Below are 20047 nucleotides of genomic sequence, written 5' to 3'. Positions count from 1 at the left end.
AAATGTACAGATCTCTATGTCCTGCGCTCATCTTTAAAGATGAGCTTTTTGTTTGTTATATTGATGTTGAATAGGAGTATTTTTGAAGGATAAGAAAAAAGGAGTTCTAAAATAGAAGTCTCCTTTTTTCATGAAACAAATTATTTTTCTTTATAGCGAAAATATCTAAAGTCGGCCGGAATATGATTACCACTGGTATCTTGGCATTGCATCCCTACAAAGGCTCCCGTGAAAAATCCTCCTCCACGGATGTAATCATCTGATAATTTTTTCGATTCCAATGCAATGTCAATTTTATGCCAATCTTCTTTGTTAAAAGAATAAAAATAATAATAATTTTCCTTTTCAATATTTACTTTTAAATATACATACTTTACTTCATCTGGAATAACAATTTTATTTTTTAATGGTTGTGAAAAAGAAAAGTTATCACATATTGTTAATTCAAGAATACGGCCAAGGTCTTCATCATGCGTGACTTGAAGAGCCGTCCAGTTCTCTGTATTGTAATAGTTCACCAATCCAGCGGCTTGTTGAAAGTTCTCCGGATAAAACTCAACAGCCGTTTCCGCTTCAAAATGGAGGCTTTGCCAACGCCTGGCTACAAATGCCTGAGTAAATGTCGAGGTTAATGATTCATGGCCGTATAATCGTAAATGATTTGGCACTTGAGTTAATGAACCTAATTCATTCGTAAACGGGATCCTTAAAGTTTGAAAATTTATATTTAACTTTGAGTCCTCAAATTCATCAACTTCCGGGTACGTTGCTTGAAACATTGTATTAGGTATAGAAGGCGCTTCTACCTCCAAGCTTCCTTCTTTTCCACCTACTACATAAGGCCAATCATCTTTCCAATCCAGTTTTTGAATAGCTGTTTCTCTACCTAAAGGGCAATATCCTCTCTGCTGAAAAATTGAATCATCGTCAGGATGAATAGGACGGCCCGTTAAATGAGCTAAATACCACTCATCTGTATGTGTTTGAACAATGGATGCATGACCGCATTTTTGCAATGGATTTCCAGGATCATGCCATGATGTTAAGATTGGATTATCGGGATGAACTTCATATGGACCCTCAATATTTGTAGAACGGGCAATTGTAGCAGCGTGTTCAAACCGTGTTCCTCCTTCTGCAGTCAATAAATAATAATAGTTCCCGATATGATAAAGGTGCGGAGCTTCTGTTAGTTTTCTATCGGTCCCTTTAAAAATAACTTTCGGTTTACCAATTAATTTTTTCTCCTCATCAGAATATTCCTGTATGACAATTCCTCCAAATGAATGCCGATCAATACGCTGATCCCATAACATATTTAATAAATATTTTTTTCCATCCGTATCATGGAACAAAGAAGCATCAAATCCTGAGCTATTTAATTTGATCGGATCCCCCCAATCACCATTAATCGTTTCACAAGTAACTAAATAATTATGACAATCTTTCCAAGCGCCATCTACTACCTTAACATCCGTATAGATCAGCCAAAACTTACCGTCACTATAACTTAAACATGGTGCCCAAACTCCGCCTGAATTAGGGTTTCCTTTCATATCTAATTGTGAAACTCTTTGTAATGGATGTGCGACTAAGTGCCAATTCACTAAATCTTTTGAATGATGTATCTGGACACCTGGAAACCACTCGAATGTAGATACAGCGATATAATAATCCTCTCCTGCCCTACAAATACTTGGATCGGGATTGAATCCTTTAAGTACTGGATTGATAATCTTCATTTGAACTCCTCCTCAGCTATTTTCTTAATAGGCTTCTCTTATTTGGTGCCATTTTCATGCCTTGAATTCCTCAATATTATCCAAATAAACTTTATCTCTATTCTCTAATTCTCGTACCATTTTTTTGTATTTCTCTTCATCTAAGTTATAGAAATTAATATCAATCATGGCTAGAACCAGCAAGAACACGGGAATGATTGTTGCTGTAATTAAAATTCCCGTTAATGCCTCCGGGGTTTGTGTTTGATTTGCCACGTATCCAAACTTATCTAAAACCAACCCAGGAACAATCCCTCCCAGTGCCATACCGAATTTAAAGAAAAATCCGATAATAGCATAAATGAGCCCACCCATTCTTTTCCCAGTCCTATACTCTCCATATTCTATTGTTTCAGGAATGAGCGCCCACATATATCCCCCGGCAGTGAGACTTCCGGCAGCAGCAATTAATCGAAAGAAGAGTATTAGATATACATTACTTGGCGGAACAAATAGTAAAGCTAAGAGGCCGATAATATTCAGTAATAATGCATAGTTTAGTAGTTTTTTCTTCCCCAATAATTGATGAAGCCTTGGAATAAACGGTAAAATGACCAAAGCAGGCAAACTTCCAATCAAACCGTACCACTTCACTAAATCCTCTCTTCCCAAGTTATATGTCACATAATAGATGCCAACTGAATTACTTATTGAATTCACTCCAAAAATAATAATAAAGAAAATGCTTAATACAACAAGTGGACGATTCACATGAAATTGCTCAAATATATCCGATAATTTAATTTTCTCCTCAGACTTTTGAAGAGTGACACGCTCTTTTGTGCTTTTAAAACAAAAGATTAAAAGGCACCCACCTATCATTCCCAAAATACCCATGGTTAGCTGCCAGCCAAGAGATTCGTTGCCGGAAGTATCGCTTAAATAGGCAGCCAATAAGGGAACAAAAAATGCAACGACAAGTCCCCCAAGATTCGCAAATAACATACGAACAGATGTTATACTAACAACTTCTTGATTATTTCTAGTCATTGCAGAAGTTAACGCGCCATATGGAACGTTTATGGTTGTGTATGTAAGCGACAAACCAACATAGGTCATATAGGCATATATTAATTTCCCCATGTCTGAAAAATCTGGAGTTGTAAAACAGAGTAATGCAAGTACTACAAATGGGAAAGCTCCGAATAAAAGATACGGTCTAAAGCGTCCAAACCTGCTATTTGTTCTGTCTACTATTGTTCCAATAAAAGGATCAGCTAGAGCGTCGATGATTCTAACCACTAAGAACATGGTACCGGCTGCTGCTGCCGATAAACCAAATACATCTGTATAGAAGAACAAAAGATAAGTAGACACCGTTGCATAAATTAAATTACATGCAAAATCTCCAGAAGCATAGCCAACTTTTTCAGTCATGCTAATCTTCTTTAAATTTTCACTGACCATGATTTTTCCTCCCTTTTCGATCATTAAATAAGGCACAGTATGAAATGGTATAAAAATTTCTCAAACTCACCTCGGCCGGTAATCGTTTATAAAAGCGCTTTCAAAAAATCACAAAAAATATGAGTGGTTTAACTTCACAGATTATTCTTCATCGAACAAAATGATCTGATCAGCAAGCAGTAAATTCATCTTTTTTCGTTGCACTCCTATACTTGGGAAAGGATTAAAGATACACTCTTTTGTTATATATATTGTTTAGCTCCAATTAAATCGAGCCTTTTATTCCCCCTTTATATTTAGAAATAACCTTATCTTATGGAACTAATAAAGTCACCTTCATTAGTTTGTTGACTGGACAAACTAACTTGACTTAATATTATAAAATCCTATCAACTTTTTCAATGTTTTTTCAGAAAATTTAAATTCCTGCAGCAAATATTGATTATTGCTTTTTTTAACAGTCAGTTTCTCAAATATCCTGATTATTCTCTTCAAAAAGATTTCATTCCTTCTAAGAACCCTGTAAAATTTTAAATTCATATAAACTTCACTTGAATAAAACAAAAAGCAGTCTATTCAGAACTGCTCCTTAGTGTTCTCTTCTTTTAACTTTTTGTTTAGCTTGAAACCAATTAAGACATTGATCATCGCAGCTGGAAAATATAAAATTCCTGCTCCCATTATTCCTAACGCAGTGCTTGAACCTACTATAAAAGCCTGCATTTCTGTATTTCTTGACTTCAAACTAAGTAATACTAGAATACCCGCTAAAACCCCTATAAATCGAGCAATGCCTGGAATAAAGAAATCGGTTAGGATTCCAAATATTTGTCCAATAATTGATAACACAATCCCCATAAAACTGGATAATACAACTAATGTTTTGATAGCTTTTCACCCCTTTTTAAATCCGTTTCCAATATTAAACCGCTTTTGATACAGGTCTACAAGTATAGCAGCCCGCTCTACAAACCCTCTCAGCTGCCATGCTTTTTGACTCACCATTCTCTTTCCGCTCTATTCCAATACAAATAAACACTCCTTACCCTGCGACAATGGCGATTAGCTTTATTCAAGAACTCTGCAAAGGCGGTGTATTCTTACATGAATGCCGGAGATGTGGAATAGAAAAGAGCATTTAACTTAATACTCTTTCAGAATTCTCACAGTCCGTTTCCAGAAACTTATATACTTTACTTTTCTTGTTTAAGCTCTTTCTTTTTATTCCTTTTGTAACCTGCATAAGAGCCGGCAAAAATAGCTATAAACATGGCAATCCAAATAAAAATGTTCAAGTCAACTCCCCCAATTTTAAATAAAACACTTCTTTTGCTTTTTCCTCTCCAATAAAAGCTCATACCGTGTTATGGTTTAAAAAAACTTTCAAGGAGTGGTTCTTTGCTTAAAGCTTCAAAAATTTTGATCTCATGTGCAGCTTTAATCCTATGCGTATATTCTTTATATCATCAAAGTGAATTCCTCTTGGTTTCTCTCCAAGTATTAGTTGCACTTCTCTTTGTTTTAATGGGAGTGGAGACACTTTCAAAGAAACAAACAAGGTCTGCGTATTTGTTGTTTGGATCAGCGGCTTTTATACTTGTTGTGAACGTTGTGAAATGCATGATTTAAATAGTAAATAAACTAATTCCGCAGGCATATGGAATCCCAGAACCAATAAATTAACGCAGCAACAATGCTCATTATGTAATAATTTAAGCTCCTGAACACTGTAAGAGCACTAGGCGGATAATCAACAAACCAGAACACGAACACAGCCAAAAAAGCTACTGCAGTATAAATTAAAAAATGGATCAAACTGAACTTTCTGGGATTTCTTCTTAGTAATAATTGTAAGGGAAAAGCAAAGATTAAGTAAGTGATAAAAGAGTAGAATGCAATGATGCCTATTGTGATTAAGGCGATCGCCATAAATCCCGAATAAACAAACATATACAAGCCAAAGACTAGACCATATGACAAACTCGAGAATACCAGAGTATAAACATAACTGTTTAACGTCTTTTGATTGAGGCTCAAATCAGCACCCCCTACCATGTATCAACCAGTTATCCAATTGTTCAAAATCTTCATCGATTTTCACGTCTTTTTAAAAATTAGACTCCGAATAACAAAGTTCCACCTATAAAAAAGAAGAAAGGGAATAGTAACAAAATTGAATTTAAAATGATTCCCCATATAGCCCACCGTTTATTTGTCTTGATTGAAACTAACGCGAGCATTATCCCTATAGGTGAGAGTAATAAAGGGAACAATACCGGCATTCCTTGCCACGGCATTGAAATAATCCCAGTCAAAAAATTAATTATTAATATAGCTGAGATAATTGGAAAAGCAAATGAAAAGATGACTGCAGCTTTTTTAAAATTCATATTAAAAGTAAATCTCCGTTCTCTTTAAAATCGTATTTTTATTAAAAAATATATTAAGACGTCATTGTCTCCGTGCTATTGCTTCAACAACGCTTTATTTAATTTTGAGAGATGCTTCAAACCTTGCCTCAGTTCACACTGAGCTTAATTCTTTTCTCATATCCCGAAAATAGGGTTTATCTTAATGGTTTTCTATTCGTTATTATCAAGGAAGTGAAGAAACTTAATGCCATTCTATTCTATGTATTGAGTAGACTTCAATTAAAATTTAAAAAAGATCGGCAGATGCACGAACATCTAACCGATCTGCAATAGATAGCTGATTCTCGTACTTCCACACTCAAACACTCTGTGTTCTCCCGGTTCCGTTACAGTTTCCTTCATTGTACTGTAGACGTTTCACTAGCTGGTGATGGCTTCACAACTATTGGCAGCTGTTAAAACCTCAGCGGTATACACTGTGCCAGATTTGATGGCAATTTTCTGATTAAGCCTCATATTCTTGTTCATTGGGATTAAGATTTGTTCGATGGAGGTTCAACATCATTGTATTAGGTTTACATCAATTACGTTATAAAAGGCATTAGAGGTATCCGCAACGTCCCACACCCCTAAAATGACATGATAACCACTGCGATCAGTTGGTACATAAATCTTGTGAGAAAGATTAGTATCTGCCTTTGAACCATCGTGATCTACTGTTCCAATTAATTCAAACTCATCTCTTGTTAATGGTTTGTTTGGATTCCAATCTTTCTTGGTTATATAATAGTGCCACTTTGATGTTGCGTGAGGAGCAGTATAGTGCCAAGTAAAGGTGTTTAGACCTCCATGCATGTTTTGTTTTACCCACTGATCTGCAGTCTGCCTGTCTAACCCAAAGTCAATTTGACCAAAGCCTCCATTTGCCGATGCAATTTTTCCATCTGGCGGACCTCCGGCTGGAAACCCTTTAGGTCCTTCTACCGATTGAGGATTATCAACTACAGAACCATACTTTTGTGTAGCTGCTGTCCAACCAATTATTTGTTTTTCTAATGATCCCATGTACGCTCTACTAGCAGGTTCTTTTATATACCCGTGTGCAGATACATCACCTGCAAATAAAGTAGCACCCACACTTAGAACAGCAGTTAGAACAGCGCCTTTGATAAAACCCTTCATTACCAACTCATTCCTCCCTTTGCTGTAAATTTTTTCTCTTTCCTACTATAATAATTCATTATATGTCAGGTAAACTCCTTCTTTATTTTTGATGGCGTTACACTTAAAGAACTTCATACTTCCAAGCTCTTTTGTTCTTCATATAGCTTTTTAATGTAATCACAGATGGCGAACTCTTTTTCAATCTTTGCTTTAACACATATCATCTGCATTATTATTCAACCCAGCGGTATATTCTTAATCCCCTAATAACTAACAAAAGGATTTATTCAATCTTCAGTGGTAGCTGAAATTCATGTGACTTTGAGATAAAGTCGTGACGTCTATAAGAATGTTGCGATGCCTTCTTTTCCTCAGAAAATTCTTGTCTAAAGTTTTGTTCTTTTTAACTAAACGGGCAGGTATAATTAAACTATAAAAAGAAAACAAAACATCATAAGGAGGATTTTTGTGTTTCAAACCTTAGACCATTTTTTAAAATCTTGGGAGTTCGAAGCCGACGCTACACAGAAACTACTAAATAGTCTAACTGATGAATCACTTAAACAAGAAATAACTTCACAAAATTGGACTTTAGGCCGTATTGCGTGGCATACTGTTGCTGCCATTCGCATCATTACCTCAAACACAGACTTAACGTTTCATGCCCCTGCTGAAGATTATCCTGTCCCTGCTTCAGCTCAGTTTATTGCAGACAGCTATCATCAAGCCAGTAATGCGTTTGTACAGGCATTAAAAACCCAATGGACTGATCATACACTTCAAGAACGTATCAACTTTATTGGTCAACAATTGCCAAATGGTTCACTTTTGATGTTTTTGATCCAACATCAAAATCACCATCGAGGACAAATGACTGTTCTTATGAGACAAGCAGGATTAACTGTTCCAGGTATTTATGGTCCAGCTAAAGAGGAATGGACAAAATTCGGTTTGGAACCCCCGCAAATGTAAGCAGCCTTTATAACGAAGTTAACCTATTACAAAATATAAAAGCATGTTTCGATAATTTTTTTTCAAAACATGCTCTTTCCTTTTGCTTTTGTTCATTTAATCAATGTTATTAACATCAGAAATAATATCTGGCATTTTTCTAATCTCCTTTTTGAATAATGTTTTGATACACATTAAAATGGGTAAAAATTTATCAGGTGATTTCTTTGAATAATGATCAAAAAGTTTCTCAATACTCTTCATTTATTTTTTCAACGATCATCGTGTTGCTGGTCGCAATCTTTCCTGAATACACTTCTTGGTTTGTGACTGTTTTCTTTTTGGGTTTTGCAATTATATATACTTTCCAAAAACATAAAGCAAGTTCTTATATTTCATATTTCTTGTTCACCGTTGCGTTGGTTTACACATTAGTAAATATATAGTTTTAATCCTCCTAGAATTGTCTCAAATAAAATGCCCTGCATTTAAGAATGTCTCCTGCCATTTCATTATATATATCATCGCTTATGTTCTAAATAGGAGATGGTATTTTGTTTGTATCGCCAATGTTTCTGCCTTCAATATAGTTCAATTCCACTCTTCCTCTAAAATAGCGTAATAATATTCATCCCACCATTCATTGCCTTTAGGAATACATTTTTTAAAAAAGCCTTCTCTTCTCATTCCAATCTTCTCCATAACTCGGTATGATGGAATATTCTCAGGTTGACACGTAGCTATAATCCTATGTATGTTCATTTCTTTAAATCCATATTCCAAGATAGCTTGTGCTGCTTCAGAAGCATATCCTCTATTTTGATAATTCGGATTAAACACCCACCCAATCTCATATGTATGTTCACCAAAATACTTATAAAAAACAATATGGCCGATAAGAAAATCTTCATCTTTTAGTATTACAGGAAATTTTTCTGCGTTATCACCTTTGTTTTTATTTACAAATGCTTTTGCATCTTCTTCAGTAAAAACCCCTTCTGGTATATACTTCATAACATTAATATCTGACGTATACTCATATACAGCTTTCCAATCTTTGAATTCAAATTCACGTATCAATAACCTTTTTGTTGTTATATGCATTAAAATAACTCCCATCAAAAATAATTTCACTTAATCTTTATTCGATATTAAGACAATAATAACCTCTTTAAATACTATCCTTATACAACAATCTGGGCCCCTTACAAACAACAAAGGGTAGGCGTCTCAGCTATATCTTCTTGTAGACTTCTGTGTACGCCTTTAATTGGTCACGTAAATCCTTGCTCTAATCGCTTGACTTTCCGGTTTAATGATTCGATAATCGCGTCTTTTTTATTTTCATTCATATCCCTTTGCAGCTTTCTTTTTCATTTTTAAAGCTCTTTACACAAAAAAGAGGCTATCCACAAAATGACAATTTCAGGGATAACCTCTTTTTTATCAATTTCTAATCAATCATCTAGCTTTCACTCCATAAAAGCTTCTGAATAATGAACGACACCTTGCACATCTTCAAGAGAATGATTTGCTAATTCCAGAGCCATAAATACTTCATCAGGCACCTCAAAGGGCGCTTTTATATTCCATAAGCTAGCTGGCTTAAAACCAAACTTCGGATAATAATCTGCAAGATTGCTAGTTGAAAGGGCTCTGAAAAAACTAAAATTTGACAATCAGGTAACTGTGGAATGTAACCGAGTCAGTCTCCAATTCAAATGAATTTCTTTAAAATTCTTAATTTATTTAAAACTCATTTATTTTTTAATTAATCAGTTAAGATTAAATTTATACACAAAAGTGTAAATACCTAACAAAAACCACAAGATCACAACATTTTTTCACAAAAAACTTCCTTTGTAATCAAAACAAAGGAAGCAGGATGTTTTCTATTTATAAAAATACAATAATGAAGAAAAGTTCGCCTTTTTTCACAATCAGTTTTTTATTGTTCGTCTGAAGGTGGCAGTAGGCTAGGCGGTAGTGATTCCTCAATTTCTTTTGGGAGAAGTGCTTTTACTGCTTCTTGCCCTATTTGTTTAGCTGCGGCAGGATTTCGTGAAGTCCAATTCATTATTTTTATCATTAGAGCAGTTGCCCATTTCTTTTTTGATAAGTACTCGACTTGTTCCTTTAATAATTCAACTTCATCATGTAGTTTTGTATATTCTTCTCTTGATTGATTCTTATTAGTTTCGTTTTTATTAATAGCTTCGTTATAAAGTTTTTCAAGTTGACTGAGTTTTTCTTTTAATTCATTAGCTTCTTTCCTAGTAAAAAAGGTTTCTACATCTTCTTTAAATTTCTCTCGAACCAAATTTTCAAGCTCAGCTAATTTTTCTTCTGTTTCCTCAGCTTGTCTTCCTAAAATTGTATTCCTTATTTCCTTTCGTAATGCATTAACCCATCCTTCGATGCTGTCTAAAAGATCGTTAGAATTCATATTATGTTTATTTTGAGTTAAAACTACTTCACCTGGACTATATTGGCTTGATATACGAGAGCCCTCTCCTTCAATTGTTGCATTGTAATAATAATCATCATATAAATATTTAATATTTAAGTTTATTCTCCTTGCCTTCTGTTCTTGTTGAATAATATGAAAGTCATCTGAAGTTATTCCTTGGTTGTTTAGTCTGTTTCTGATTTCGGTTAAAAAACTTCTATTCAATGTAGTAGCCAAAATGCTCACCTCAAAAAACTTTAGTTGAAAATATAATACTATATTTATCTAATTTTTAGTCCTAATACGGGCTTTTGCATAAAACAATTATTTTATTTTGTTATTTTGTTCTTCATTAACAATTTCATTTTGTATCTCGTCAAAAATCGATTTACAATCATCCAACATTTTTTGCAGTGTAGCTCCCATTATTAAGCTGTCCAGGTTCGGTTCTAGTAAAATTAAACTTGTTGTAATTTGGCTTAAAGATATTCCTGTGAGCTGTCCTGGCAAAGATAAACCGTAATTTGAAGCACCAAAAAGAAAAAAAGAATCTTGTTTTACATCATTGAGTAAAGATAGACTTTGGTACATACCTTTAGGGCTTACATGGATTTGAGAATTAGCTTTCTTATAGTACATAGTTAATCTATCAATCCGAACCAATTTTTCAAAATCAGAAAAGTAAAGTTGTCTATTATTTATGTTGGAGAACAAAGGTTTTGCCCAATTATTCGGCTCCTTAAAATCTTCCCCATATTTTTTTAGTATTTCATTTTTCTTTATTCTAATTTCTTTTTCTTCTTCCTTCGTAAGTGGATCCAAATCTAATACCTTTGTTGCTATTTTATATGTGTTCATTTCCCTTATACTTTCAATGGAGCTATAATCAAGAAATCTATTGACCAATTCGTACGTAAAGTCAATATTCTGATAATCGTAAGCTAATATTTTAAAAATCACATTTAATTCATGTAAACTTCTCCACCTTGCTAGTGCCCCATCTGAAAACCCAGATTTTAATAAACGTAAGATTTCTTTAGCTAGTTGTACACTTTTTGAGTGCAGTTTAAAAAGAACCTGAAGAATTAACTGTCTTTTTTTATCCTCATGCTCTTCTACATAAAATTCATCCAGTAAATCTACAGATATCTCTTCACAAACCTTAATGATACCCTGCAATATTAAAAATCCCTGATACCATCTTCTATGTAATCGAGATTCAAACTCTTCAGTTATTAACTCCTCTTCTCTAGACATTCTAGACATGTCTGTTTTTAAATCTTCATATAGTATATTTGATAAACTTTTTGGGGCATTTAGATAAAAATCATAAATTGTTTTATTTAATTTTTCATCATCGATTTTTTTTCCTTCTTCAAGCATTTCTTTAAAAATATTCATCAAAGTATCATCAAATAATTTTTGATATTTATTCACTCTTACACCTCTAATACATAAAAGGATTCATTCACCTAAAAAGCCTTAAATACTGAATTAAAGAAAAACAACAAAATAATGATTGCTAGTACAATAACAATCTCAAAAGTATGTGAACTTGCATCTTCTTTATCATGTTCAGTCTTATCTCTCATTTGCTCCCTATATTTCCTTTGTATTTCTTCTTTTTTCTTATTCTTCTTACTCGACCCCTTTCAAAATAAAGTAAAGTCAAGCAATTCTGAATTATTTTTATTCCTTTCTTTTGACTCTTAATTTAATCCATTCTTCATCATCAGAATATGGTTTTTTGGTTGTTCTATACCATCCGTTAAAATGAGCAACTAACTGAATCATTATTTTCTCAGCTTGACCTTTAGAGTCCATACCTAACTGCGTAAAACCATTTTTACTACTTAGCGGATCTCCGTCCCCTGGCTTATCAAACTGTATAAGAGCTATGTAGTATCTCCTTAGTCTGCGCCAAAAGGTTATAGAGCCACCAAAGTGATTCCGATAGTGATTAACATTAAGCTTTGGTTTATAGCCCTTTGACTTTAAATATTCGGCAATTTCTTCAGCGCCAAATTCTTGACCTATTTGACCTCTTTCTTTAAGCACATTCTAAACCCCACTCATAATAAAATGATTATTTTATTACTATTATACTACAATTTTCCATGGTCAGACTAAACCAAAAGCAGTCTATTCAGAACTGCTCCTTAGTGTTTTTAACCTTTTGGGTGTTTATTCATATAATGTTGAAGTACTGACTGATAAGGAGTGAAACATATGAGATATTATCCGACCCATAGTTTAATGAGACAACAACCACAATCCCCTCCACCGTCTTACGTACCACCAAAACCCTATCCTTCACATTATTTAGTTGACTGTTTAAATAATTACACTTATGTTTGGTTGGTAAATGGTGAGGGATTTTGGTTTTACCCCACATACCTCCAGTATGGTGAAGTTGCAGGATATAGATGGAACGGTACTTTTTGGACATTCTATGGATTTGATGAAAGATTAATTGAAAGAGTTGCGTGTTATCCGATTCCTACTTTGTATTAACAAAAAGCCCTCTGTGGAAACTTAAATCCACAAGGCTTTTTCATTTATTGTGACTCATCTTTTATCTGGTGCACATTTATTAAACTTTTAGCGTGTCACCACTTGAATTTCCCCTTACCTCACATTGCACATTACACTTCGTTTTGAGCTCGCTTGCAACCTCAATGACTTCGTACATTGTTTGCAATTTAGAAGCGCCGTGGAGGTCGCTAGATGTCAAATAACCGTCCTCATCTAATTTAAATGATTTGAAGTATTCCTTGTTCTCAAACTGCAGTACATAAAAATAATCAATCAAAGGCATAAATCAACCTCTTTTAAATAATTTTGTAATCCTCATAGCTAATGGCAGTAGCCCCATTAACATGTAAAAGGCAATAACGTTAAGCTTATTTTTGAAAAACAGGCTGGCCAAATTCCTTTCCATGCTCGCTGCTGTTTCTTTATCCATGAGTCCTTAAAATACTTCAGCATAGACCTGATCAACAAAAATAAACTTAATGCCAGTCAATAATCCAACTCCAAGCCAAATAATTAAAGAATAAGCTAATCCAATCATTTGTTCCCTCCCTATATCGAACGAAATTTGCTATTCTTGAGTATGTTGAATAAATTATGTGGGTGATCTTGTGGAAGAGAAGTTGGAAACAAACGGGTATGATACTTCAATCGTTTATGATTACAAAGAATATCCAGATACAAAATACGGACGCTGCGACAATTGCGATTACACACTCTTCAAAAGCTCTGTGAAGAGTGGAATATTCTTGCGTGAATGCCGGTGCTGTGGGATGAAAAAGAGCATTTAGGTTAATTAATTCCAGTGTATGTATAATCTAAAGACATTGAGGTCAAGCCCTACAGTTATTTTTCTATAGGGCTTTGAAACTGTTACATTAGTAGCTTTCCTCTGTGTCGATTGAAGTGAAAGGTTCTAACTCAATGGCCTCATGTACTTCTGGGAAAAGATAAATTTCTCTCTGTTGCCCTTCACTGTATGCTTTAACCAATGGAGCAATGGCATCTGACCATTTTTTAAATTCCGTAGGGTTTATTCTTGGAGTAGGAGTGTAAGCGTGATGAATTGCATACGCAGTTGTTTTATTTAAAACACTTCTAGGAATCATTTCATACCATGTGTCAGTTCTATTATGTCCTCCCAACGCTGTACCATTTACACCATACCTACGTGGAGCTGTTGCATACAGAATGTTCCCCCTTGAATCAGTTAAGAAAACAACTACTGTGCCGGTGAACCCTTTCCACTTTTTACTAGTCCATGTTTTAGTGGTTGCATCTAATCTTCCACTTGAGGATATAATAATATTGGTTGCCATTCGTCTATGATCCCCTAATTCTGTATGCTGTGAGCCCCGTAAAGGAAATGTCACACGCTCATCACTTTCAATACTTTCTACGTAAGGATTAAAGTTTAAGTAATCATTTCTGTAGTCAAACGATACAGGATACATTGCGTCGTCCCAATTTTGATAGAATTTTTGGAATTGATAATTATACACAACAAAACACCTCAGTAAATAATTTAGGTCAATGACCAAAATCAACATATTCAGTTAACTCGAACAAAGTTCCTAAATATTCACAATTAAATATGACAGTGTAGGTTCCTTAAAGATCGCAACCTTAACTCAAGAACTGTATAATTTATCTTCCTCTCATTATTTTTAGGTATTTATAAATGTTTTCAAATGTAGCTTATAACTCACTTATTTTTCTTCATTTAAATTTCAGGAATTGTTCCATAATCAAAATAAAAATATCTTCTGTTGGCTTTTCTTATATACTTACTTTTCTTGTTTGAGCTCTTTCTTTTTATTCCTTTTGTAACCTGCATAAGAGCCGCCAAAAATAGCTATAAACATGGCAATCCAAATAAAAATGTTCAAGGCAACTTCCCCAATTTTAAATAAAACACTTCTTTTATCTTGATTCTTTATGCTCTCGGATTAAGACACGTAATCGTGTTAAGGTTAATTCATGACTGCATAAGGAGTGATACCTTGCTAAAAGTTGCAAAAATTTCGGTTTCTTGCATTGCATTAGTCTTGTGCGTATACTCACTGTTTAATCAAAATGAATTATTGTTGCTGGTTGTTCAATTGTTTGTTGCAGCACTTTTATCAGTAGTCGGAATTGAAGCGATATTAAGCAAACAAAAACTGTCTGGATATTTATTGTTTGGAACAGCAGCCTTCTTACTTGTTGTAAACGGTGTGAAATTCATGATTTAAACTTATTTTAATTCCGTAAGAATATAGAGTCCCAGAACCAATAAATGAAAGCTGCAACAATGCTCATAATGAAATAATTTAAGCTTTTTAGCACAGCAAGCAAGAGCACTTGTTGGATTAGTCACAACAAAGAACGATAACGCAGCTACAAAAACTATAGCTGTGTAGATAAAAAGATTAATTTAAACTTTTTTCCTCTTTTTCTCAGCAGCACTTGCAAATTGCAAAGGGACAGCAAACACCAAATAAGTGATTAAAGCGTAAAATCCTATGATGCCAATAGTGACTAATGCGATTGCCATAAATCCAGAGTATAAAAGATTGAGCATTATTCAACCTCTGAAAATAACCACCGCGTTACGAAATAATTCATATCATTAAACTCAAACCATAAATTCTTTATCCAAACGTCTCTTAAGCTTTGTCTCTTTATGTGAACTCTTGATAATAAATTCTGTTCGGATCTGTTTTCACCTGGTTTGTTGTACTTAAATGTTCCTTTTCATACATCCTCCATTAAATCAATATCATTTTTCCACCTTGACTATCAGTAACCCATTCGCCGTTATATTTACATTTGCTCACTGTCCTAGAAAACTTGTAATTCTTTCCCAACCTTATAACTTTAGTTTACCATTATTATCCTGAGTGATCGATATGGTTATGATCTTTTTGAAATAGCAACAACTCATGCAGCTCAATGTTTAGGTATGTGAAGAGTTATCTAACAGCTCTCTTGGGTACCGCTCCATTTCATACCTGTATAGCTTTCTGACAATCGCAAAAGTGATCAATTCACGATTAAAATGTCTATATCAAATGGTGTTTTTATGTAAATTTAAAACAAGCAATAAACAAATAAAAACTGCCTCTATTGTTATTTTTCGTAATAATAGGATTTGACCCAATGATAATTTCTACCCTTATTTTCACACCATTCAATAAATCCCTTTGATTGTTTTTCTGTAAACAACACCCAGTCATTCAACAGATCTTGATAATAGTTAAGTGCTTCGTTATTGTTATTTCTTGTTTGTTGACATTCTACCTTGTTGTTTAACTGCCGTGACTTAGTAATAAGTGCTGTATCTTCTTTAATATCGCCAAGATACAAATCTTGGATATATAATGAAATGAATACCAAAGGGCGTTCAAATTAATATCGATTAGCGTTAATAAGGATAATTGTTCATTGCTGCCACCAAGTCTAAGTGCATTGTATAAGTAATCGACACGTTTAGCATTTAAAAACACGCCATACCACCTATGTGGTCTTGGATCTTCGGGGTTACTCTTCATCCATACCTCAAGTAAAGGCTTTAAAAGTTCCTTTTCCAAAGGATGAACGAGTGTATGATGAATATCATCTGATGTTTCAAATAAAGCAAATAGCCAACAAGCAAAATTCTGTTGTGCATTATGATCCCATGTCTTTGCCTCATCAATAAAGGAAGATAATGGTTTAAAGGATTCCTTACGTAACCCTTTTTCTTTGAGAGAGCAGAACTTTTTAAATAATGGATATTCATCCAATCTGTCACTTTTCAATATATTAGTTAAGATATTTACTATTGTTCACATCTCTCTTTGTTTAGAATAAAATACATGTTTTATACAGAATTGATACTAATAAAAATCTCCAAAAGGAAGGCTGTCTTTGAATAAGGATTGGTGAACTGCGATTACTTCTGAATCATTTTCTTTCTCTTTTGCCTCTGCTTTAGTTAGAAACATTGTATTTTGATAAATGTAATGAACTTCTGTTTCTGGTATCAGATCAGCGCCACTGTCTACATATTCATATATCCAATCTAATGCGGAAGCCTCACACTCTATATCTTCCACCGCTTCTGAAGACAATTCATCATTCTCCTTGATGTCCTTTAGATAACTTTCCAGGTCATAAGATTCGCCATCTTCAGGGATGTAAACAGAACAGCGTTCCGCATCATCATCATCTGAAGTCCTAATTCATTTATAATCTCCTATAAACAAACCGCGGTGCAGCTTGAGAGCCATGATCCTGCGTTTTCAATTCAGTTTGGAGGTCTTTCAAAAGCTGAATATCTTGATTCATTCGTTTCCCCCTAATTTGTTTAAAACCACGATTTTGAAAATAAATAGGCTTTTATGATCCTTCATTCACTTCCAAATAAACTCCAGATATTGCATAATAAATGCATAATATGTAAATGGAGTTGATATAATTGAACCCTCGAAAAATTTTATTGAGTTCTGCTTTAACATTCGGCATGCTAATATCCGCTGTTCCTGCCTTGGCAACGAATGTTTCATCTGAAGTTGTTGTGAAAAATGATGAATATGAGTACGATACCATATATCAGCTTAGTCCCATACCAAACTTCAAGCCTTCTCTTGAATACAATGGTTATACTTATACTCTTACAAATTATTATTTTGATTACTCAATAGGGTTTTATAAGGCTATTTATACAAAAGTTATTTAAACTTATAAGGGGCTTTTTAGCTCCTTTTTCTTGTTTTAAGCAAGGTATTTCTTCCTATGTGATCTTTTATGTATGAAATCAACCGTAATATCTACTTTTGCTGGTTCCTTCTTTTCTGTTGCGCTGAGTAATAACAATCACTTGGCTATATTTTGATTCCTCAATGATCTCGACTGATTAACCCTTAGATGTAATATAAGTACTAGGATCGTGTACGATATACGACTTGACGGTATTGGGTGACAATTTGACAGAGAAATTTAATGCACTTCTAACTTTTTTAACTGCAATGGGAATCATTGTTGACCCGACAACTCTCAAGGTATTTCTGATAGTGAACAAGCAATGGATTATGATTCACCGAGATAAAACCCCTACCCTTCTCTTAATCGAGGAGGGTATTTTTTTCGCTTTTTAAGAAAACGTTAATCTTCCTTAAACACTTAAATATGATAAAATATTACATATTTAGTCTATTGGATACATAGAGGGAGGGATTTCAATGGAGCAATTAATTCCGTCATCCACGGTTGGAGTTAAAATCAATGAGTGGTATAAATACATACGGATGTTCGCCGTTCCAGATGCTGAGATATTAAAAGCAGAGGTTGAAGAAGAAATAAAACATATGAAGGAAGATCAAGACTTATTGCTGTATTATTCTCTAATGTGTTTTCGTCATCAGCTAATGCTGGATTACCTTGAACCTAAGTCATTGAATGAAGCACGTCCTAAAATTTCAGACTTATTAGAAAAGATCGAAAGCAGCCAAACAAAGCTTAAAGGTGTCCTGGAATACTACTGCAATTTCTTTAGAGGAATGTATGAATTTGATAAGAAGGATTATATAAATGCAATAAGGTCATATAAAATTGCTGAGAAAAAGCTCGCTTTAGTAACAGATGAAATTGAACGAGCTGAGTTTTATTTCAAAATGGCTGAAGTGTATTATCACATGAAACAAACCCATGTATCAATGCACTATGCTGAAGCAGCCCTTAACATTTATAAAGACCAAAAAACTTATACTGTTCGCCGAATACAATGTGCATTTGTTGTAGCAGGCAACTTTGATGATCTGGAAAGTCATGAAAAAGCAGTTCCCCATCTTCAGAGAGCCCTAAAAGACTCAAAAGCCATAAACAAACACAAACTAATTGGTGCATCATTATATAATTTGGGAAACTGTTATTATAAGATGAAAGAGTATGACAAAGCTGCTGAATATATTGAACAAGCAGTTTCATTGTATGAAAGAGATAAAAGCGATCTCCTCCCTCACACGTTATTTACGCTGACACAAATTCACTTTAAAATGAAGGATATTGAAAAAGCCTTGGTTCTTTACAAAAAAGGAATCGAGAAAGCAAAAGCAATAAATGACGATGTCTTAATTGCTGAGTTTAATTACTTAAAGGCTTTATATATCGACTCTATAGATAAACGCACAGTTTTCCGAACTTTTTCTGTACTTAAAGATAATGTTATGTATCCAGATTTAGAGGAATTAGCACTCGACACGGCTAATTATTGTAAGGAGATAGGGCAATTTGAAAACTCAACCACCTTTTTTGACGTCATGGTGGATGCCCGAATCCAAATACAAAGAGGAGAGTGTTTATATGAAATTTAAACTTGCATTAGCCACCTTGTCAGTTGTCGTTGGATTAGCAGTGTTTAGTGGCTTTTCATCCTCGAATGACCAAGAATTCCATGAAGCTAAAAGGAACATTACTTCTATTCAACCAACCAAGTTTTTTGTTTAATGTTTAGCCCTTCTCATTGAGAAGGGTTTTAACTCTTATGTCCACCTGTTAGCCTAGCTCTGTGAAGTGCTGTCCCTGCAGGTGTATAAGAAACTGCTCTCAGAATCGCTTTCGATCCGTATTTGCTTCTAATTCCATCCATAACGAATCCAAGCTTTCTTCTCTTTTTATTATCCACTTCAAATAAACTAACCTGCTGATTAACATCACCCTCAATATTTGATAGTGTGACTGAGATATTACTCACTGTTTTACCCGAGTAAAACTTATAAAAGCGCATCAAGCAACATTCATAAATGTCCATTGTGATATTTGTGGGTAGATCAATTGTTTTGGATCGATGAAAACCACCGCCAAGCTCATCTTTACTGTAACCAATTCCTAGGCTAATTGTTCGACCAACTTTATTATGTGCACGTGCCCTTCTTGCGACTTCCTCACAAATCTCCAGAAGAACAGCCTTAATCTCTTCTTTTCTTGTGTAATCCCTCATTAAAATTTGACTCTTACCAAAACTAATCTGACCTTGCATCAACGGAGCACCTATTTCTGATAAATCAATTCCGTGAGAGGTAGTACAACTGGTTTCCCATTATTCCGAACTTCTTTTCAAGCAGCTCTAAAGGAAATTTAGCTAACTGACCTACAGTTGATATTCCAATCCGATTCAGATTTCTTTCCATCCTCCCTCCTATCCCCCACATTTTAGACAGCGGGCGAACCTTCCAGAGTTTATTTGGCACATCTTCATATCTCCAACGTGCAATACCACTCTTTGTTTTCTTACTCTCCAGGTCAAGCGCAAGCTTACTGAGTAACATGTTATCTCCAATGCCTACTGTGCACATTGGCCAAATTCTCTCCACATGCTACTTTGAATTGCTTTGACCATTTCTTCAGGATCTTCTTTTTCTGCAATGCAG

At 34.4% G+C, this 20047-nt stretch carries 24 protein-coding genes and 5 pseudogenes; 8 read left to right on the top strand and 21 right to left on the bottom strand.

The features are described from left to right. Positions 1 to 140: 140 nt before the first annotated feature. The 3 genes from xynB to ACQVGS_RS11765 form a co-directional block, all read right to left on the bottom strand. Positions 141 to 1742: a xylan 1,4-beta-xylosidase gene (xynB, locus tag ACQVGS_RS11775; RefSeq protein WP_095713062.1), complete on the bottom strand. Its 1602-nt coding sequence runs from the start codon at positions 1740 to 1742 to the stop codon at positions 141 to 143. A gap of 54 nt (positions 1743 to 1796) precedes the next feature. Beyond that, a complete protein-coding gene (locus ACQVGS_RS11770; protein ID WP_106022524.1) occupies positions 1797 to 3188 on the bottom strand; it encodes an MFS transporter in 1392 nt (463 codons plus the stop codon). Positions 3189 to 3764: 576 nt separating this feature from the next. Next, positions 3765 to 4046, bottom strand: coding sequence for a permease (locus tag ACQVGS_RS11765; protein ID WP_105955059.1), 282 nt, complete (start codon positions 4044 to 4046; stop codon positions 3765 to 3767). Between the two features lie 540 nt (positions 4047 to 4586). On the opposite strand from ACQVGS_RS11765, the gene ACQVGS_RS11760 reads away from it, so the two are divergent. Continuing rightward, entirely contained in the window at positions 4587 to 4817 is a 231-nt protein-coding gene (locus tag ACQVGS_RS11760; protein WP_024121679.1) for a membrane protein, read from the top strand. Positions 4818 to 4829: 12 nt separating this feature from the next. On the opposite strand, the gene ACQVGS_RS11755 is transcribed toward ACQVGS_RS11760, so the two are convergent. The 3 genes from ACQVGS_RS11755 to ACQVGS_RS11745 form a co-directional block, all read right to left on the bottom strand. Beyond that, positions 4830 to 5225, bottom strand: a complete 396-nt coding sequence (locus tag ACQVGS_RS11755; protein ID WP_024121680.1) for a UPF0715 family protein — start codon at positions 5223 to 5225, stop codon at positions 4830 to 4832. A 77-nt stretch (positions 5226 to 5302) separates the two neighbouring features. Next, on the bottom strand, positions 5303 to 5578 hold the full coding sequence (locus ACQVGS_RS11750) for a YnaG family membrane protein (RefSeq protein ID WP_024121681.1): 276 nt from the start codon (positions 5576 to 5578) through the stop codon (positions 5303 to 5305). Between the two features lie 543 nt (positions 5579 to 6121). Next, on the bottom strand, positions 6122 to 6742 hold the full coding sequence (locus ACQVGS_RS11745) for a lytic polysaccharide monooxygenase auxiliary activity family 9 protein (protein ID WP_106022534.1): 621 nt from the start codon (positions 6740 to 6742) through the stop codon (positions 6122 to 6124). Between the two features lie 450 nt (positions 6743 to 7192). On the opposite strand from ACQVGS_RS11745, the gene ACQVGS_RS11740 reads away from it, so the two are divergent. Together ACQVGS_RS11740 and ACQVGS_RS11735 are read left to right on the top strand one after the other, a co-directional pair. Next, positions 7193 to 7696 carry a DinB family protein gene (locus ACQVGS_RS11740; protein ID WP_106022522.1) on the top strand — a complete coding sequence of 168 codons (504 nt, stop codon included), beginning with the start codon at positions 7193 to 7195 and terminating at the stop codon, positions 7694 to 7696. 206 nt (positions 7697 to 7902) lie between these two features. Beyond that, positions 7903 to 8121, top strand: a complete 219-nt coding sequence (locus ACQVGS_RS11735) for a hypothetical protein (protein ID WP_106022521.1) — start codon at positions 7903 to 7905, stop codon at positions 8119 to 8121. Positions 8122 to 8266: 145 nt separating this feature from the next. On the opposite strand, the gene ACQVGS_RS11730 is transcribed toward ACQVGS_RS11735, so the two are convergent. The 8 genes and pseudogenes from ACQVGS_RS11730 to ACQVGS_RS11695 form a co-directional block, all read right to left on the bottom strand. Beyond that, on the bottom strand, positions 8267 to 8779 hold the full coding sequence (locus ACQVGS_RS11730) for a GNAT family N-acetyltransferase (protein WP_095713069.1): 513 nt from the start codon (positions 8777 to 8779) through the stop codon (positions 8267 to 8269). Between the two features lie 368 nt (positions 8780 to 9147). Beyond that, positions 9148 to 9309 (bottom strand): annotated as a pseudogene (locus ACQVGS_RS11725) (GNAT family N-acetyltransferase); the annotation flags it as partial. 314 nt (positions 9310 to 9623) lie between these two features. Beyond that, positions 9624 to 10370: a hypothetical protein gene (locus ACQVGS_RS11720; RefSeq protein WP_223255286.1), complete on the bottom strand. Its 747-nt coding sequence runs from the start codon at positions 10368 to 10370 to the stop codon at positions 9624 to 9626. 78 nt (positions 10371 to 10448) lie between these two features. Further along, a complete protein-coding gene (locus ACQVGS_RS11715; protein ID WP_106022519.1) occupies positions 10449 to 11561 on the bottom strand; it encodes a DUF5677 domain-containing protein in 1113 nt (370 codons plus the stop codon). A 35-nt stretch (positions 11562 to 11596) separates the two neighbouring features. Beyond that, complete coding sequence (locus ACQVGS_RS11710; protein WP_223255289.1) at positions 11597 to 11740, bottom strand: hypothetical protein; 144 nt, start codon at positions 11738 to 11740, stop codon at positions 11597 to 11599. A 73-nt stretch (positions 11741 to 11813) separates the two neighbouring features. Then, positions 11814 to 12182: a hypothetical protein gene (locus ACQVGS_RS11705; protein ID WP_106022517.1), complete on the bottom strand. Its 369-nt coding sequence runs from the start codon at positions 12180 to 12182 to the stop codon at positions 11814 to 11816. Positions 12183 to 12725: 543 nt separating this feature from the next. Further along, positions 12726 to 12942: pseudogene (locus tag ACQVGS_RS11700) on the bottom strand (hypothetical protein). 3 nt (positions 12943 to 12945) lie between these two features. Further along, a pseudogene (locus tag ACQVGS_RS11695) lies at positions 12946 to 13197 on the bottom strand (hypothetical protein). Positions 13198 to 13267: 70 nt separating this feature from the next. Here ACQVGS_RS11695 and ACQVGS_RS11690 point away from each other — a divergent pair. Then, on the top strand, positions 13268 to 13447 hold the full coding sequence (locus ACQVGS_RS11690) for a DUF8096 family protein (protein ID WP_106022516.1): 180 nt from the start codon (positions 13268 to 13270) through the stop codon (positions 13445 to 13447). 87 nt (positions 13448 to 13534) lie between these two features. On the opposite strand, the gene ACQVGS_RS11685 is transcribed toward ACQVGS_RS11690, so the two are convergent. Then, on the bottom strand, positions 13535 to 14158 hold the full coding sequence (locus ACQVGS_RS11685) for a hypothetical protein (RefSeq protein ID WP_024571441.1): 624 nt from the start codon (positions 14156 to 14158) through the stop codon (positions 13535 to 13537). Positions 14159 to 14659: 501 nt separating this feature from the next. On the opposite strand from ACQVGS_RS11685, the gene ACQVGS_RS11680 reads away from it, so the two are divergent. Further along, entirely contained in the window at positions 14660 to 14890 is a 231-nt protein-coding gene (locus ACQVGS_RS11680) for a hypothetical protein (RefSeq protein WP_127696872.1), read from the top strand. Positions 14891 to 14897: 7 nt separating this feature from the next. Here ACQVGS_RS11680 and ACQVGS_RS11675 read toward each other — a convergent pair whose 3' ends face one another. From ACQVGS_RS11675 to ACQVGS_RS11655, 5 genes and pseudogenes are all read right to left on the bottom strand, one after another. Further along, positions 14898 to 14957: a hypothetical protein gene (locus tag ACQVGS_RS11675; RefSeq protein WP_255004945.1), complete on the bottom strand. Its 60-nt coding sequence runs from the start codon at positions 14955 to 14957 to the stop codon at positions 14898 to 14900. A 115-nt stretch (positions 14958 to 15072) separates the two neighbouring features. Further along, positions 15073 to 15192, bottom strand: coding sequence for a UPF0715 family protein (locus ACQVGS_RS11670; protein WP_254518301.1), 120 nt, complete (start codon positions 15190 to 15192; stop codon positions 15073 to 15075). Between the two features lie 337 nt (positions 15193 to 15529). Then, positions 15530 to 15675 (bottom strand): annotated as a pseudogene (locus ACQVGS_RS11665) (helix-turn-helix domain-containing protein); the annotation flags it as partial. A gap of 271 nt (positions 15676 to 15946) precedes the next feature. Then, positions 15947 to 16423: a hypothetical protein gene (locus ACQVGS_RS11660; protein ID WP_223257246.1), complete on the bottom strand. Its 477-nt coding sequence runs from the start codon at positions 16421 to 16423 to the stop codon at positions 15947 to 15949. Positions 16424 to 16516: 93 nt separating this feature from the next. Then, positions 16517 to 16750 carry a hypothetical protein gene (locus tag ACQVGS_RS11655; protein ID WP_106021718.1) on the bottom strand — a complete coding sequence of 78 codons (234 nt, stop codon included), beginning with the start codon at positions 16748 to 16750 and terminating at the stop codon, positions 16517 to 16519. Positions 16751 to 17097: 347 nt separating this feature from the next. Between ACQVGS_RS11655 and ACQVGS_RS11650 the strand changes: the two genes are divergently transcribed. The 3 genes from ACQVGS_RS11650 to ACQVGS_RS11640 all read left to right on the top strand — a co-directional run bounded on the left by ACQVGS_RS11650 (position 17098) and on the right by ACQVGS_RS11640 (position 19124). Further along, on the top strand, positions 17098 to 17358 hold the full coding sequence (locus ACQVGS_RS11650) for a hypothetical protein (RefSeq protein ID WP_081638323.1): 261 nt from the start codon (positions 17098 to 17100) through the stop codon (positions 17356 to 17358). 502 nt (positions 17359 to 17860) lie between these two features. Next, the gene (locus ACQVGS_RS11645) at positions 17861 to 18991 is read left to right on the top strand and encodes a response regulator aspartate phosphatase (protein WP_101863240.1); all 1131 of its coding nucleotides are present in this window, start codon (positions 17861 to 17863) and stop codon (positions 18989 to 18991) included. Beyond that, positions 18981 to 19124, top strand: a complete 144-nt coding sequence (locus ACQVGS_RS11640) for a hypothetical protein (RefSeq protein WP_024121692.1) — start codon at positions 18981 to 18983, stop codon at positions 19122 to 19124. Before ACQVGS_RS11645 ends, ACQVGS_RS11640 begins: the two co-directional genes overlap by 11 nt. A gap of 28 nt (positions 19125 to 19152) precedes the next feature. On the opposite strand, the pseudogene ACQVGS_RS11635 reads toward ACQVGS_RS11640, so the two are convergent. Beyond that, a pseudogene (locus ACQVGS_RS11635) lies at positions 19153 to 20040 on the bottom strand (DinB/UmuC family translesion DNA polymerase); the annotation flags it as partial. Positions 20041 to 20047 lie beyond the last annotated feature (7 nt).

It is taken from the genome of Bacillus sp. SD127, from assembly GCF_058566445.1.
The sequence above is the reverse complement of the archived record's forward strand: the minus strand, read 5'-3'. Positions and strand labels throughout refer to the sequence as shown.

Excerpts from the sequence above, each read along its gene's own strand:
- xynB (WP_095713062.1), bottom strand. The coding sequence starts at position 1,742 with ATGAAGATTATCAATCCAGTACTTAAAGGATTCAATCCCGATCCAAGT.
- ACQVGS_RS11770 (WP_106022524.1), bottom strand. The coding sequence starts at position 3,188 with ATGGTCAGTGAAAATTTAAAGAAGATTAGCATGACTGAAAAAGTTGGC.
- ACQVGS_RS11765 (WP_105955059.1), bottom strand. The coding sequence starts at position 4,046 with ATGGGGATTGTGTTATCAATTATTGGACAAATATTTGGAATCCTAACC.
- ACQVGS_RS11750 (WP_024121681.1), bottom strand. The coding sequence starts at position 5,578 with ATGAATTTTAAAAAAGCTGCAGTCATCTTTTCATTTGCTTTTCCAATT.
- ACQVGS_RS11745 (WP_106022534.1), bottom strand. The coding sequence starts at position 6,742 with ATGAAGGGTTTTATCAAAGGCGCTGTTCTAACTGCTGTTCTAAGTGTG.
- ACQVGS_RS11730 (WP_095713069.1), bottom strand. The coding sequence starts at position 8,779 with ATGCATATAACAACAAAAAGGTTATTGATACGTGAATTTGAATTCAAA.
- ACQVGS_RS11670 (WP_254518301.1), bottom strand. The coding sequence starts at position 15,192 with ATGGCAATCGCATTAGTCACTATTGGCATCATAGGATTTTACGCTTTA.
- ACQVGS_RS11645 (WP_101863240.1), top strand. The coding sequence starts at position 17,861 with ATGGAGCAATTAATTCCGTCATCCACGGTTGGAGTTAAAATCAATGAG.
- ACQVGS_RS11640 (WP_024121692.1), top strand. The coding sequence starts at position 18,981 with ATGAAATTTAAACTTGCATTAGCCACCTTGTCAGTTGTCGTTGGATTA.